The following is a 13,150-nucleotide window of genomic DNA, read 5'->3' as shown; positions in this document are numbered from 1 at the left end:
TTCTTGTTACAAATCTAAAGGAGTAAAAATCTGAAAGATTTTGTATCGAGAAGTTTTAATGATAAGAAAATTAACTTGTTTTCGATACAGTTTTCGCTGAAAACCACTCAAACTGACGTTTATTTTCTTATCCCGAACTCAGTTTTTCTAGACTTTATAAAACGAAGCTTTCTTATTGTTTTACTAGATGCCCATCAACTCCTTCGCTTGCGATATGGCAGCTTGCGTTACGGTGCTACCCGAAAGAAGCTGTGCAATCTCTTGTAGACGATCATCGTCGTTTAAAGGGATAATGTTAGAGCGCGTCAATCCATCCACATCCATTTTGGTGACTTTGTAGTGGTCATCGGCTTTTGCAGCAACTTGAGCGAGATGGGTGATAACAATGAGTTGCATATTTTTTCCCATATCGTGCATCACTTTTCCAATTTCTTCGGCAACGCGGCCAGAAACGCCGGTATCGATTTCGTCCAAAATCAAAGTTGGAAGATTGCTGTGTTCTGCCAAGATTTTCTTTATAGAAAGCATAACACGAGAACGTTCTCCACCAGAAATAGCACTTTGGATTGGCTTCATAGGAAAGCCAGAATTTGCCTGAAACATAATCTGGATATGCTCTTTCCCAAAAGCGTTATATTGCTCCGAAGTTGTGCGTTCCAAAGCAATTTTGGCTTTTTCTAAACCTAACTGTTTTAGGAGATTTTCAATTTTTTCAATAAGATTAGGTGTGCCTTTATCACGAAGTTTAGAAAGTTCTTTCGCTTCTTTTTCCAAATCTTTTTCAAGCTGAATAATCTGTCCTTCGATGTCCGCAATTTCCTCTTCCAAATGCGTGAAGCCAGATTGTTCTTTGTCGAGTTGATTTCTAATTTCAACCAGCGATTCAACATCCGAAACCTGATGTTTTAGAAACAAAGAATTTAGTATATTCATTTGTCGCAACATTTCTGCGAGAGCAGCAGGATCGATGTCAACTTTTTCGAGTTCGTTTTCGAGTTCGCTTAGGATGTCTTTTATTTCAAAATAAGATTCGTCAAAACGTTTTTGGATGTCCTCAAATTTTGGTGACAAATCCGAAATCTTTTGCAGTTTTTGTTTAGCATCCAAAAAACTTTGCAACACGCCAATCTCGTCTTGATGAAATTTTTGGATAATTTGTCCAAGATTTTCAGAAATAAATTCGGCATTTTCGCGTGTACTTAACTCGTCCTGAAGTTGTTTGAAATCAATGTCATCGAGATTAATTTCATTTAATTCATTTAACAAAAAGCTTTTGTAGTCAGACTCTTTATGAGCATCCGCAAATTTTTGTTTTAAATTTTGAAGTTGATGTTTAAGACTTTGATAAGTGCTAAACTTCTTTTGATAAGACTCCAAAACTTTTTGATTTTCCGAAACCGAATCCAATATCTGAAATTGATAAGCTTCCGAAAATAATTGCGAAGTCTCAAACTGCGAATGGATGTCGATTAGCTTGGACGACAATTCTTTAAGAACATCCAAAGTCACCGGAACATCATTAACGAAAGCCCGCGACTTCCCGCTAGAAAGGATTTCGCGACGGATAATAGATTCGGTATCAAAATCCAAATCTTGTTCGTCAAAAAAATTTTTAAAATCTTCACCAATCGTGAAATGCGCTTCTACAAGGCATTTTTTGTCGGCGTTGCTTATCGATTTTAGGTCGGCACGTTCGCCCATGATAAGACGCAAAGCACCAAGTATAATAGATTTTCCTGCGCCCGTCTCACCCGTGATGACTTCCATACCTTTGTGAAGTTGGATGTCGAGGTGGTCAATCAGCGCAAAATTCTGAATAACAATTCTTGAAAGCATAAGATAGTTTTCCTCTGTGGAGGCTTATTTCCACTTATTCCATTTTGTGTCAATTTCTTTAGGCGCGAACATGGACATCAATTGTTTAAGATCATTCATATTAACAGAACCATTGTTGTTGCTGTCAAAAATGCTGAATATTTCGTTTTTCTTTGTGTCGATAAATACGTTGAAAGCAGGATTCATTTGGAAGTCATTTTCGTAGACTTTTAGTTGCATCAACGCATCTGCTATATTCTTCTTAGCAGGATTTTGATCTGGTTTCGCCATATTATCAAGACCAATACGATGATAATTATAATAAACAGTTCTCAACGTGCTGTTAGACTCTTTTTGGATTGCGTCAATAACAGAACCACGAGATTTAAGACCTTCAACTTGAGACCAGCCTGCGTAGTTGTTGTTCATTGAGTTTTGCGAAATTTTCAAAGCTTTATCAAACCAAGGTTGACCACCTTTTAGTTTAAAACTATCGCCGTCATAACCCAAAATCATATAGACATAAAAGCTAACAACATCGATTAAGTTTTTTCCAGAAAATTGTCTTTCATTAAAAACTAAGTTCTCATTTTCACTGTATTCAAAACCGAAATTGTTGTCGTTAAAGTTGATAAGTGGCGACTCGTATTGTGAGTTAAAAACTGGTCTAGTGGCTTGTATAACAATACTTCCTTTGTAAGTGTTACCCGATTTTTCGGAAATAACGATGGCAAAATTTGATTTTACTTTTTCAAAATTTTGAAGTCTTTTGCCTGTCCAAGACGTGTTGTTGATGAAATCTCTAAGAGATTTTTCTAAAGTTTTGTAGGTCTGTACGTTACTACCTCCTAATTGTTGATAGTTGATTTGGACGGTTGCCAAAAGCTCTTGCGATTGTGCAAATCCTGTTAAAACCAATAAAATAAATATGCTGAATAACTTTTTCATTCTAAAATTAAACTTTGAAACGTAAAAATACACTTTTCGATTGAATAAAAAACGTGAAAAACACGGCTTTCTTATATAATCTGACTAAAGCTTCATTTTTTCTTTAACCAAATTAAGAATATCGATGGCGACTTCTTCTTTTGACTTCAAATCAAAAACTCTTTTTTCGTCTTTTGTAAAGATTTTTATCTTGTTAGTGTCGTTTTGAAAACCTGCACCTTCATCCCGCAACGAGTTAAGGACAATCATATCTAGTTTTTTCTTTTCTAATTTTCCTTTTGCATTTTCTTCTTCATTTTGAGTTTCTAAAGCAAAGCCAACCAAAAATTGATTTTGTTTTTCTTTGCCCATTTGGAGAAGAATATCTTTATTTTTCACCAACTCAATGCTAAATTCAGAATCGTTTTTCTTGATTTTTTCTGAAGCGACAACTTTCGGAGCATAATCGGCAACCGCGGCACTCGCAATTGCAATGTCAACATTTTGATAATATTTAAAGACTTCATCAAACATTTGCGAAGCTGATGTCACACGATGGATTTCAATGTTAGGATTTTCGGGTTTTAGCTGCGAAGGTCCCGAAACCAGAATAACCTTTGCGCCTTGCGAAGCTGCTTCCTCTGCTAATGCAAATCCCATTTTACCAGAAGAATGATTTCCGATGAAGCGTACTGGATCGATGTTTTCATAAGTTGGACCAGCTGTAATTAAAACAGTTTTTCCTTTAAAAGCTTGTTCGCTTTGATCTGAGAAATGACGTTTAATATATTTTAAAATCGTTTCATTTTCTGCTAAACGTCCTTGCCCAACTAATCCACTTGCTAATTCGCCATATTCTGCTGGTATAATTGTATGACCAAATTCTTCTAATGTCGCTAAGTTTTTATTAGTTGACGGATGTCGGTACATATCCAAATCCATTGCTGGCGCGATTATTACAGGACATTTTGCAGACATATAAGTTGCCATGAGTAGATTGTCGCAAAGTCCAGTAGTCATCTTTGCCATTGTGTTGGCTGTGCAAGGCGCGATCAACATAAGATCTGCCCAAAGCGCCAATTCTACATGGTTGTTCCAAGATTGGTCTTGGTTGTAAAAATCGAGATATGCTGGTTTTTTAGAAAGTGTCGAAAGCGTTAACGGACTTACAAAGTTTGCAGCGGATTTTGTCAAAATAACTTGGACTTCGACACCACATTTTATTAGGTCTCGTACAAGATAATTTATTTTGTAAGCGGCGATTCCGCCAGTTATTCCGATTAAAATTTTCTTTCCAGAAAGTGTCATAATTTGGATTTTTAACTTAACAAAAGTATCAAATTTAAAACAAAAAAACCACAGAATAATCTGTGGTTTGTCTATTGGAAGTTGTAATCTTCTAGTTTTTTTCTCCAGTTTCTCTGAAGTAGATGTCGTCGTCTAACCATTCTTGGATAGCGATAGAGGTCGGTTTTGGAAGTTTTTCGTAATGTTTAGAGATTTCGATTTGTTCTCTGTTTTCAAAAACTTCTTCCAAAGTAGAGTTATGCACAGCAAATTCATCCAACTTATTATGTAACTCGGTACGGATCTCGGCATTAACTTGCTCCGCTCTTTTACCCATAATTACGATAGCTTCGTAGATGCTTCCTACTTTGTTCTCGATTTTGTTTCTGTCGTAGGTAATGGTATTAACCTCTGCTTTAGTATCTTTTACACTCATTGTGCGAAATTTTTTAGAATTGCAAATATACGAATTATCTTCTTATTCTGAAAGTCGAGTTAGGATCACTAACTGTTGCGCTATCTTTCTTAGCTTTTTCGATGTTATTTTCGATAGCCTCTTGGTTGTTTTCTTCTTTCTTAAGCTCGCTTTTCGCAGCATTTTTAGCTTCTTCAGCTTTTTGTTTTGCTGTTAATTCTGCTTGTCTTTTTTCCGCCTCAGCAACGATTTTTTCAAATCTTACTTTTTCTTCTTCCAATTTTGGACGGAAAGCTAAAGCTGTTTTTGTATAATCTGTGTTAGGAAGTTCTTTTTCAATCGTTCTTGTATAAGCAATAGCGTTGTCAATACGATCTTTCTTTTTGTCAGGCATTGAGAACATTGCTAACTCATATTTAGACTTCATTTTAAAATCTAAAATTTTTGGTTTAAGCTTTGTCGCTGGAAAATCTTCTAAAACATTGTCAAATGCAACATCCGCAGAAAGATATTCTCCCATTTTGTAATACTGACGAGCGTTTTCATAAGCTTTGAATTCTAACTTATAACCCAACTCATCCAACATAGTTTGGATATTTTTTGATCTTTCAGAATCTGGATAGTTGTTCAAGAAGTCTTGAAGCTCTGTAATCGCAGATTGTGTATTAGTCTGGTCTAGATTATAGTCGTTAGAACCTTGATAATAACAAATTGCAGACATATAAGAAGCTTCTTCACGACGTGGATCTTGAGGGAAACTTACTGCAAAGTTTTTGAACTGATGTCCAGCAAGCTTGTAGTTTTTATCGTAATAGTTAGCATAAGCCGTGTTGTATCCAACGTTTTGGAATTCGTCGGTTCCTGCAACAAGATTAGAAACTCTTTCGTACAAGGCGATCGCGTCACTCCACTTTTTGTTTGCAAATTTTTCGTTTGCAGTTTTCAAGATGAAATCTTTGTCGGCACTTTTCAATGCACGATCCATTTCACGATTACATGATATAATAAGGCTTGATGCCAGAGCAACAATAATTAATTTCTTCATAAGGATGTAGTAAAGTTGACAAGGTCCAACGTTACGATTTGCAAAAATAAAACTTTTTTGATAATAGGATTTATTATTATGATAATATTAACGTTTATAAAAGCTAAAAAGTGTTTTTAACTTAGAAAACTTACACATATAGCTCAAAACCTAACAATGCAAAAGTCGTTTGTAGAAGATTTGATTTTACTTTTTTCTCCGCTTCCGAAAGATAATTGGCTTCGGTTGCACTTGGAAGATAAAGCTCGTAAAAATTTTTATTTCTAATAACAAATAAAGTCGATCCGATAATGTTGGTAAGGATGTCTTCGGACTTTGGAGCATTAGTGAAAACCCCACTAATAATACCTTTTTTGATGATTTCTTCTAATCGACTGACGCAGATTTTGTAAAAATCTAAAAGATCGTCTTTAATAAAATCGTTAACGCGAATCTCCTGTGTTACAAAGCCATGGAAGTAATTGTATTTGAAAAGAAGTCCAACAATGTAGTTGATAATTTCCTTCATTTGCATTTCGGCTTTTCCTTCTTTAATAGTCTCTGCAAACTCCGAAAAACTCTCTTTAGAACGTTGTACACGATATTGATACAAGAAAGTCATCATTTTCTCTTTAGAACCAAAATAATAAGAAATCATGGCGACATTAATGCCAGCTTTGCTACAAATATCTCTTACAGAAGTTGCGTCAAAACCTTTGGTAGCAATAAGTTCTTCTGCAACATCTAAGATTTTTTTCTGCTTATCGGTAAATTTTTTCTTGACCATATTAATTGTAAATTTAAGTAAAATTTTTAATTGTAAGAAGTTGATTTTAATTTCATTAAATTATCTTTGAAAATGGATTTTTTTGACTTTCATCACCATCATCTTGGACAATTTGGGATTTATAATCTCGATTTGTTTTCTGATGACAATCCTGAATTTTTTTCCATTGGCTTGCATCCGAAAGACATTACTAAAGATTTTGAAAATGCTTTGGATTGGGTTAAAAGTCGTGCGCACGAACCGAATTGTCTAGCAATAGGAGAATGTGGTCTTGATGCCTTGGTAGAAGTCGATTCGGTTTTACAAGAAGAAGTTTTTAAACAACAAATTTTGTTAGCAAATACGTTACAAAAACCAGTCATTATCCATTGTGTGAGACGACATTCGGATTTGCTGAAGTTTCAAAAGATTGCTAAGGTTCCGATGATTATTCATGGTTTTAATAAAAAAGAAAATATCGCAACAAGTTTATTAAATGCGGGTTTTTATTTAAGTTTTGGTAAATCTTTGTTGGAAAACTTATCTTTGCAGTCTGTTTTTAAAGAATGCCCCGACAATCGTTTTTTTCTAGAAACCGATGCTGCGAAAATCAACATTTCAGATATTTATGAAAAAGCATCAAATATTAAAGCGATGTCAACTTCCGAAATGCAACATCTTATAAAGCAGAATTTGAATTTAATTTTAAAAAATGAGTGAAATTTGGTTAGAACGCACCGAACTTTTATTAAAAGAAGATGGTCTTAAAGTTCTAAATGATGCAAAAATATTGGTGGTTGGTCTTGGTGGCGTTGGGTCTTTTGCTGCTGAATTTCTAGCTCGTGCAGGTGTCGGGCATTTGTACATTGCAGATGGCGATACGGTTGATATTACTAATATTAATCGACAATTGCCAGCGTTAACCTCGACAGTTGGTCAACATAAAGTAGACGTTGTTGCTGATCGATTGATGGACATTAACCCGAAATTAGATTTAATAAAGATCAACGAATTTCTTAGTCCAGAACGAATGGAAGAATTGGTTGTGTCCGAGAAATTTAATTATGTTTTAGATTGCATAGATTCTTTAACACCGAAATTAAGTTTGATAAAAACGTGTCGCCGAAATAAAATTAAGTTAGTTTCTGCGATGGGCGCTGGTGGAAAGACTGATCCTAGTAAAGTGATGGTTCGTGATATTAGTAAAACCAACAATTGTCTTCTTGCCAAACAAGTGAGAAAACGTTTAAAAAAAGAAGGCGTAACCAAAGGTTTTAGATGTGTTTTTTCAACTGAAATTCAGGATGAGAATAGTTTGAAATTAACTGATGGTAGTAATTTTAAAAAATCATTTTACGGCACAATCAGCTTTATTCCTGCATTGTTTGGACTTTATGCTGCAGCCGAAGTGATCAATAGTTTAACAGGACGAAAATAATATATGACAGACTTTCGATATCCAAAATCTGAAAAATTAAAAAAGAAATCTGATATTGATTTGCTTTTCAAAAAAGGAAAGTGGATGTCGTATGGCAATGTTCGATTAATTGTTTTAAAAAACCTTCCCGACCAAAAGAACAATCGTGTTGGCGTTTCGGTATCGAAAAAGTTTTTTAAAAAAGCGGTCGATCGTAACCGTATCAAAAGATTGTTGAAAGAATATTATCGCTTGAACAAATCTGATGTTACAGAACAATTTGGAAGTTCGGCTTCCGTTATGTTGTTTTGGGTTTCGAAACAACCTCCTGAGAATCTACAAACGGTAGAACAAGAATTCAAAAATCTTTTTGCTAGTAGAAAACACTAGATCAAGTCTTTGCATAGTTTTTGATGCACGAAGAAGTAAATAAAAAACTATGTCCGAATTTCTTCCTTATGTCATCAGCATTTTTGTTGGTATTGGTCTGGCTGCTGCAACAGGCTTTCGCGTATTTTTGCCAATGTTTGCAGTAAGTCTTGCTTCATATTTTCATTGGATTCCTGCCAATGAAAGTTTCCAATGGCTGGCATCTTTGCCCGCACTTATAACAACTGGTGTTGCCACTGTTATGGAAATTTTAGCCTATTACATTCCGTACATTGATAATATTCTAGATAGTATTTCGATTCCGTTAGCGACTATTGCGGGTTCGGTGCTTTTTGCGAGTCAATATATGGGGCTTGATGGCGTGTCGGAGTGGGCATTGGCATTAATAGCTGGTGGTGGAACTGCCGCAACGATTGCTTCTGGTTTTGCTGGCACACGTGTTGCCTCGACCGCAACAACAGGCGGCATAGGAAATCATGTTGTCGCTACCACCGAAACTGCTGGTGCTAGTGTGATGTCTATTTTTGCGTTAGCTTTGCCCGTTTTAGCATTTATTTTTGCAATTGGTCTTGTGATTTTAGTCTTTGTTTTTGGTCGAAAAATTTGGAATAAATTTCGAAAGAAAGAACCCAAAATAGAAGATGCAGATTATGTATAAATAAAAAAGCCTCGAACAATTCGAGGCTTTTTTTGTTTAATAAAGTTTCAAAAATAATTATTGAACTTTGATATCGTCGATCTGAATTGTCGTTGTTGTACCAGGGTTTGCACCAGTATATTTGAACAATACATAACCTTTACCAGTTAGGTCTGTTGGGAAGTTATATGTTCCTGCAGAACTTAGGTTACCATAACCAGATGTAGGCGTTGTAGGGATGTTAAAGCTAGATGTAATATCTTTTAAAGTTGCTTTTGTAATATCTCCTAATGCTGTATAATCTGTTGTTGTATAAACTTTAAGAGCTGCTCCATTATAGAAACCAACATTAACAAAGAAACTAATATTATTAGCAGCTGTAAAGTCTACAGGAACTGCAAAATAAGTTTCGTAATTACCAGATCCCGCATTAGCTGAAATTTGGATATACTTGTTCCCGTTGAATGATCTAATTTGCCAATATCTGTTACCAACAGTTGGGTCATTAACATACTTAGGGAAAGTTTCTTCCATATCGTTATAAGAGTTGAAATCTTCTGTAAACGAACCTAAGAAGTTAATTGCAGTTCCTCCTTTTGGTGGTGCTGGATCATAACGAGGGTTGTCAAACTTGATGTCAGCCTTGCTTCTGATATACATTTGCCAGCTTGTATTATAACGACTTACAACAAATGTTAAATCTCCATTACCAGTTGGTAAAAGGTCACCACCAAATGCGCAGAATCCTGAGTTTCTCAATACTGTGGATCCGCCAGTTGCGTCTTCAATATTTCGGTCTGTATCAGCACCAATACCAGCAACATAATTGATAAATGTTTTTGGTTGTGGTTGAACTTCACTTGAAGCGAATTGTACTTTTGGTACCGTTACTAAAGTGTTAAGATATTTCTCATTTTTAGCATCGTTTAGGTTGCTAACTTTTGTCGGAACTAGTGTTGCAATATCCATAGCATTACCATTACATACACCAGAAATATATCTAGAGAATAATACACTAGGTATACGACCAATCGCATATTGAGGGTCAACAGAACCAATTTTTTTGGTACCTCTATCTAGACCTAATACCAAGCCATTTGCTTTGATTCTTACGTGCGCCCCTACTGGGAAATCTGCATAGTTAGATGCTTTGTCTACTTCGATAGAAAGACCAACAGTTGGGTTTTCTGGTTTATCTTGGATAGAGATTGTTTTGTAGAAGTTACCATATTCGTCAGATGATACAATATAAGCATCAAAGATAACTGGTGCACCATCAGCAGGAACTTTATATGTTCCAGATGAAGGAGCTAAAGCTGCAAAATCAGCCATAGAAATAGTTGGGGCGTCGAACCTATTATTACATACGATAGGTGGAGTTTCCCAATCATCGTTCTTTACACAAGAGGTTAATGCTACTGTAGATACAGCAGAAAAAACTAAAGTTTTAAAAAGTGAATTTATTTTCATTACGATATTTTTAAATAGATTAGAATCTGAATTGTACATTTACAAAATAAGAACGACCTTGGGTATACCAGTATTTAGGACCAAACAAAGTTTCTGCTCTGTCGTAATCTTTAATAAAGCCATCATATTTAATGTTTCTACTTTGTTCAAATCCTCCGGTAATATATCTTTTGTTATCCAAAATATTATTAATAGTAGCAGAGATTAAAACATAATACTTACCAATCATCCAAGATTTACCAGCATTAGCATTCAAGAAGAATGATGATGGTAATCTTTTTGGAGACATAATAGTTCTTAGCATGTCAGGATCTACACTCGTATCAGGCGTATGTGTCGTACTATTCTGAACAAAGTTTTCTGATCTTAAAATCGCTGAAGGATCTAAGAAGTTTTGATCTAGATAGTTCCAGTTAGCACCAAACCACCAGTATTTAGGAGAGTTGTATCTAAAACCTAATGAGTAAGCCTGTTGTGGCGTTCCTCCTAACTTGTAGTTTTTAAGATTAGCTTTCCCAAAATTCATATAAGGTAATCCGTTGGAGAATTCCCCTACCGCATCAGAAGAGAAGTAGATTGTTGGATCGTTATTATAAGTGTATTGTCCAACACTTGCTAAACCTTGTAATGATAAAGTTGGAGTAAGTTTGTAATCAATACCTAATTCTAAACCAATATTACGTTTCTCAACATTTGACATAACTTGTGTTAAGAAAGCACTTTGGATAGGTTTTGAAGAATCATCAGAGTCAAACTGAATACCATCCGCAAAGAATCTTTGTGTATTGGTTTCATTTTGAGTATCAACCCAATAACCAGTAAGTCTTAACTTCAAGAAAGGTGTAGACATTACATAGCTTAAGTCATTAGCATTAATAATTGTATTCTTAATGTTAGGCGCTGTAGAAGCGTTAAGTCTTGGATTAATGAATAAGTCTTCTAAGAAAGGAGCTTGTGAGAAATAAGCGCCGTTATATACGATAAAGTTACGGCCATCAACTTTGTAAACCGCTTGACCTTTCATACCAAAGTTCCAGAAGTTTTGATCACCACTTTTTCCGTAAGAATCTTTATAAAGGAAATGTTTGAAATGTCCTTCTCTACTAGATGTACTATAGCCAGCTAAAGCAGAAACAAAAACATCAAATTTGCCAGTTGAGAATTTCAAACCAGGATTAACTTTAACTTCTTGTCTAGAGAACGTATAATCGTATCCAATTTTATCCCCAACTTTTTTTGCAACAGAACCGTTTTCAAGATCAAGCTCATTTAACAAACCTGAAGTTCCTGGTTGGTTAGTTGCTGCGAAAGGATCTTTGTTCCAAGCGAAGTCAGCACCTAGAAGGTCTTTTACTTCACGATAAAGATCAGACTTGTAGTTTTGATATGATAAGTTTAAGATAAATCTTGTTTTATCATTAAAGTTATATGTATAATGCGTGTTAGCATTCCAGATTTTGTCATCACTAACATCATTAACTTGGAAATACAAAGCTCTACGACCAGTCACTCCATATTGGCTTACAGGAGATTGGTTCATATTAGCACGATACATTGCATCCCAATTAAGTTGTGTATAAGCAGGATCCCCACTTTGCCACAATTGTGTAGCCGTATTATAAGCATCTCTAGCAGTTGCCCATTTTGTAGGATCGTTCGGGTCGATAACCTCCATAGAAGGATCAAGAGATAGGAAGTAACTAGGAAGTCTTCTGTAGTATGCAGGAGAAGGGTTGGTTACATTTTGCCAATCCAATCTAGCACCTTTATCTTTACCAAATTGATAAGACAAGCTAGTCGTTAAACTTGACTTTTTATTAATTTTCCAGAAGTCTGTTAATTGTAAAATTGGTTGGAAGCCAGTTCTTACTCTTTCGCTTCTTTTTTCACCATTTTGCCATCCCCAATATGAGTTGTAATGTACACCTCTTAGGTCAAAAACTTCTTGAGTACTAGGGCTCGCGGTTGATCTTCTGTAAGGTGCTCCAATAGCATTGAAGGTAATAGTATGGTTGTCAGATAATTTCTTCTCAACACCGATGTAACCTCCCCAAGCATCATAAAAAGTACCTTCTTGGATACCTTCTTGTGCCCAACGTCTAGCAGCCATAGCTGTAATAGCCCATCCACTTTTTGACATTCCAGAAGAGTATCTTAGAGAAGCTCTGTTACGATAGTTTCTGTTGGTTAATGAGTAAGTTGCTTGGAAGCCTTTTCTGTATTCGCTAGCATTAGTGTACTTATTAAGCACTGAACTTGCACCACCGAAAGCATATTCTGAAGGAGCATGATTAGAAGCAATCTCCGGGTAACGAGTAATCTCATTAAGACCACCCCAGTTAGAGAAATCTACATTTCCGTTATCAGCTTTTACCATGCTGATACCGTTAAGCATTGTTTCACCAGATCTTCCATCAATTCCTCTTGGACGGAACCAATAGAAGCCCAAATCAAAACTTGCTAACTTATTGAATACATCTTGAGAAGATTGTAACAAACCTACGGTAGAACCTTGGCTTGAGTTTTCCTCATCTCCAGTACTTTCAATAATTGCAAGACCCTGGTCTGCACCAGTTAGGGATGAGTACATTGTAACCACACCTAGATCTTTTCTCTTTTCAGTTGATATATCAAACTCCATTACTTTTGTTTCGTAATTAGATTTCGAAATAACAATCTGATAATGACCCGGCTTAAGATCAACAAATTGGAAATATCCAATCTTGTCTGCCGTTACATCATTGGCTTCTCCTTTCAGGTCTACATTAGCCCTTTCTACTGGCTTACCTTCAGCATCCTTAAGATACGCAAATACAGTCGTTTGCGCATAGTAAAATGATGCGGGCATCAGTGAGAATAAGGAGATTAATGATAATTTTTTAATCATACTTTCAACTATTTATAATCTCTTTTTTATACTTAATTTTCAATGCATTATGAATCGGGGGCACAAATGTACTTAAAAAAAATATATTTAATAATTATAATCCTTAATTTATGAT

General features: G+C 35.4%; 12 protein-coding genes. 4 read left to right on the top strand and 8 right to left on the bottom strand.

All coding sequences use genetic code 11. The annotated features are described in order from the left end of the window. Positions 1–183 precede the first annotated feature (183 nt). From recN to B5X62_RS12375, 6 genes are all read right to left on the bottom strand, one after another. Entirely contained in the window at positions 184–1,836 is a 1,653-nt protein-coding gene (gene recN / locus B5X62_RS12400) for a DNA repair protein RecN (protein WP_079667752.1), read from the bottom strand. 24 nt (positions 1,837–1,860) lie between these two features. Continuing rightward, positions 1,861–2,763, bottom strand: a complete 903-nt coding sequence (gene porD / locus B5X62_RS12395) for a type IX secretion system protein PorD (RefSeq protein ID WP_079667751.1) — start codon at positions 2,761–2,763, stop codon at positions 1,861–1,863. An 84-nt stretch (positions 2,764–2,847) separates the two neighbouring features. Further along, positions 2,848–4,050, bottom strand: a complete 1,203-nt coding sequence (gene coaBC, locus B5X62_RS12390) for a bifunctional phosphopantothenoylcysteine decarboxylase/phosphopantothenate--cysteine ligase CoaBC (RefSeq protein ID WP_079667750.1) — start codon at positions 4,048–4,050, stop codon at positions 2,848–2,850. A gap of 91 nt (positions 4,051–4,141) precedes the next feature. Then, the gene (locus tag B5X62_RS12385; protein WP_079667749.1) at positions 4,142–4,465 is read right to left on the bottom strand and encodes a DNA-directed RNA polymerase subunit omega; all 324 of its coding nucleotides are present in this window, start codon (positions 4,463–4,465) and stop codon (positions 4,142–4,144) included. Between the two features lie 34 nt (positions 4,466–4,499). Then, complete coding sequence (locus tag B5X62_RS12380) at positions 4,500–5,489, bottom strand: outer membrane protein assembly factor BamD (RefSeq protein ID WP_079667748.1); 990 nt, start codon at positions 5,487–5,489, stop codon at positions 4,500–4,502. Between the two features lie 130 nt (positions 5,490–5,619). Further along, complete coding sequence (locus B5X62_RS12375) at positions 5,620–6,255, bottom strand: TetR/AcrR family transcriptional regulator (protein ID WP_079667747.1); 636 nt, start codon at positions 6,253–6,255, stop codon at positions 5,620–5,622. Positions 6,256–6,327: 72 nt separating this feature from the next. Between B5X62_RS12375 and B5X62_RS12370 the strand changes: the two genes are divergently transcribed. From B5X62_RS12370 to B5X62_RS12355, 4 genes are read left to right on the top strand one after another with little or no spacing between them, the layout of a single operon-like run. Then, positions 6,328–6,954 (top strand): TatD family hydrolase, encoded by a 627-nt coding sequence (locus B5X62_RS12370; RefSeq protein WP_079667746.1) that lies wholly within the window; start codon positions 6,328–6,330, stop codon positions 6,952–6,954. Next, the gene (locus B5X62_RS12365; RefSeq protein WP_079667745.1) at positions 6,947–7,672 is read left to right on the top strand and encodes a tRNA threonylcarbamoyladenosine dehydratase; all 726 of its coding nucleotides are present in this window, start codon (positions 6,947–6,949) and stop codon (positions 7,670–7,672) included. The genes B5X62_RS12370 and B5X62_RS12365 overlap by 8 nt, the downstream gene beginning before the upstream one ends. Positions 7,673–7,675: 3 nt before the next feature. After that, positions 7,676–8,041 carry a ribonuclease P protein component gene (gene rnpA / locus B5X62_RS12360; protein WP_079667744.1) on the top strand — a complete coding sequence of 122 codons (366 nt, stop codon included), beginning with the start codon at positions 7,676–7,678 and terminating at the stop codon, positions 8,039–8,041. Positions 8,042–8,090: 49 nt separating this feature from the next. Continuing rightward, positions 8,091–8,699, top strand: coding sequence for a DUF4126 domain-containing protein (locus B5X62_RS12355; RefSeq protein ID WP_079667743.1), 609 nt, complete (start codon positions 8,091–8,093; stop codon positions 8,697–8,699). A 57-nt stretch (positions 8,700–8,756) separates the two neighbouring features. Here B5X62_RS12355 and B5X62_RS12350 read toward each other — a convergent pair whose 3' ends face one another. Continuing rightward, positions 8,757–10,148: a M949_1556 family lipoprotein gene (locus tag B5X62_RS12350; RefSeq protein WP_144038379.1), complete on the bottom strand. Its 1,392-nt coding sequence runs from the start codon at positions 10,146–10,148 to the stop codon at positions 8,757–8,759. A gap of 19 nt (positions 10,149–10,167) precedes the next feature. After that, entirely contained in the window at positions 10,168–13,035 is a 2,868-nt protein-coding gene (locus B5X62_RS12345; protein WP_079667741.1) for a carboxypeptidase regulatory-like domain-containing protein, read from the bottom strand. Positions 13,036–13,150 lie beyond the last annotated feature (115 nt).

It is taken from the genome of Soonwooa buanensis, from assembly GCF_900167905.1.
GTDB lineage: Bacteria > Bacteroidota > Bacteroidia > Flavobacteriales > Weeksellaceae > Soonwooa > Soonwooa buanensis.
The sequence above is the reverse complement of the archived record's forward strand: the minus strand, read 5'-3'. Positions and strand labels throughout refer to the sequence as shown.

Coding starts and splice junctions, on each gene's coding strand:
- recN (WP_079667752.1), bottom strand. CDS start 1,836: ATGCTTTCAAGAATTGTTATTCAGAATTTTGCGCTGATTGACCACCTC.
- porD (WP_079667751.1), bottom strand. CDS start 2,763: ATGAAAAAGTTATTCAGCATATTTATTTTATTGGTTTTAACAGGATTT.
- coaBC (WP_079667750.1), bottom strand. CDS start 4,050: ATGACACTTTCTGGAAAGAAAATTTTAATCGGAATAACTGGCGGAATC.
- B5X62_RS12385 (WP_079667749.1), bottom strand. CDS start 4,465: ATGAGTGTAAAAGATACTAAAGCAGAGGTTAATACCATTACCTACGAC.
- B5X62_RS12380 (WP_079667748.1), bottom strand. CDS start 5,489: ATGAAGAAATTAATTATTGTTGCTCTGGCATCAAGCCTTATTATATCA.
- B5X62_RS12375 (WP_079667747.1), bottom strand. CDS start 6,255: ATGGTCAAGAAAAAATTTACCGATAAGCAGAAAAAAATCTTAGATGTT.
- B5X62_RS12370 (WP_079667746.1), top strand. CDS start 6,328: ATGGATTTTTTTGACTTTCATCACCATCATCTTGGACAATTTGGGATT.
- B5X62_RS12365 (WP_079667745.1), top strand. CDS start 6,947: ATGAGTGAAATTTGGTTAGAACGCACCGAACTTTTATTAAAAGAAGAT.
- rnpA (WP_079667744.1), top strand. CDS start 7,676: ATGACAGACTTTCGATATCCAAAATCTGAAAAATTAAAAAAGAAATCT.
- B5X62_RS12355 (WP_079667743.1), top strand. CDS start 8,091: ATGTCCGAATTTCTTCCTTATGTCATCAGCATTTTTGTTGGTATTGGT.
- B5X62_RS12350 (WP_144038379.1), bottom strand. CDS start 10,148: ATGAAAATAAATTCACTTTTTAAAACTTTAGTTTTTTCTGCTGTATCT.
- B5X62_RS12345 (WP_079667741.1), bottom strand. CDS start 13,035: ATGATTAAAAAATTATCATTAATCTCCTTATTCTCACTGATGCCCGCA.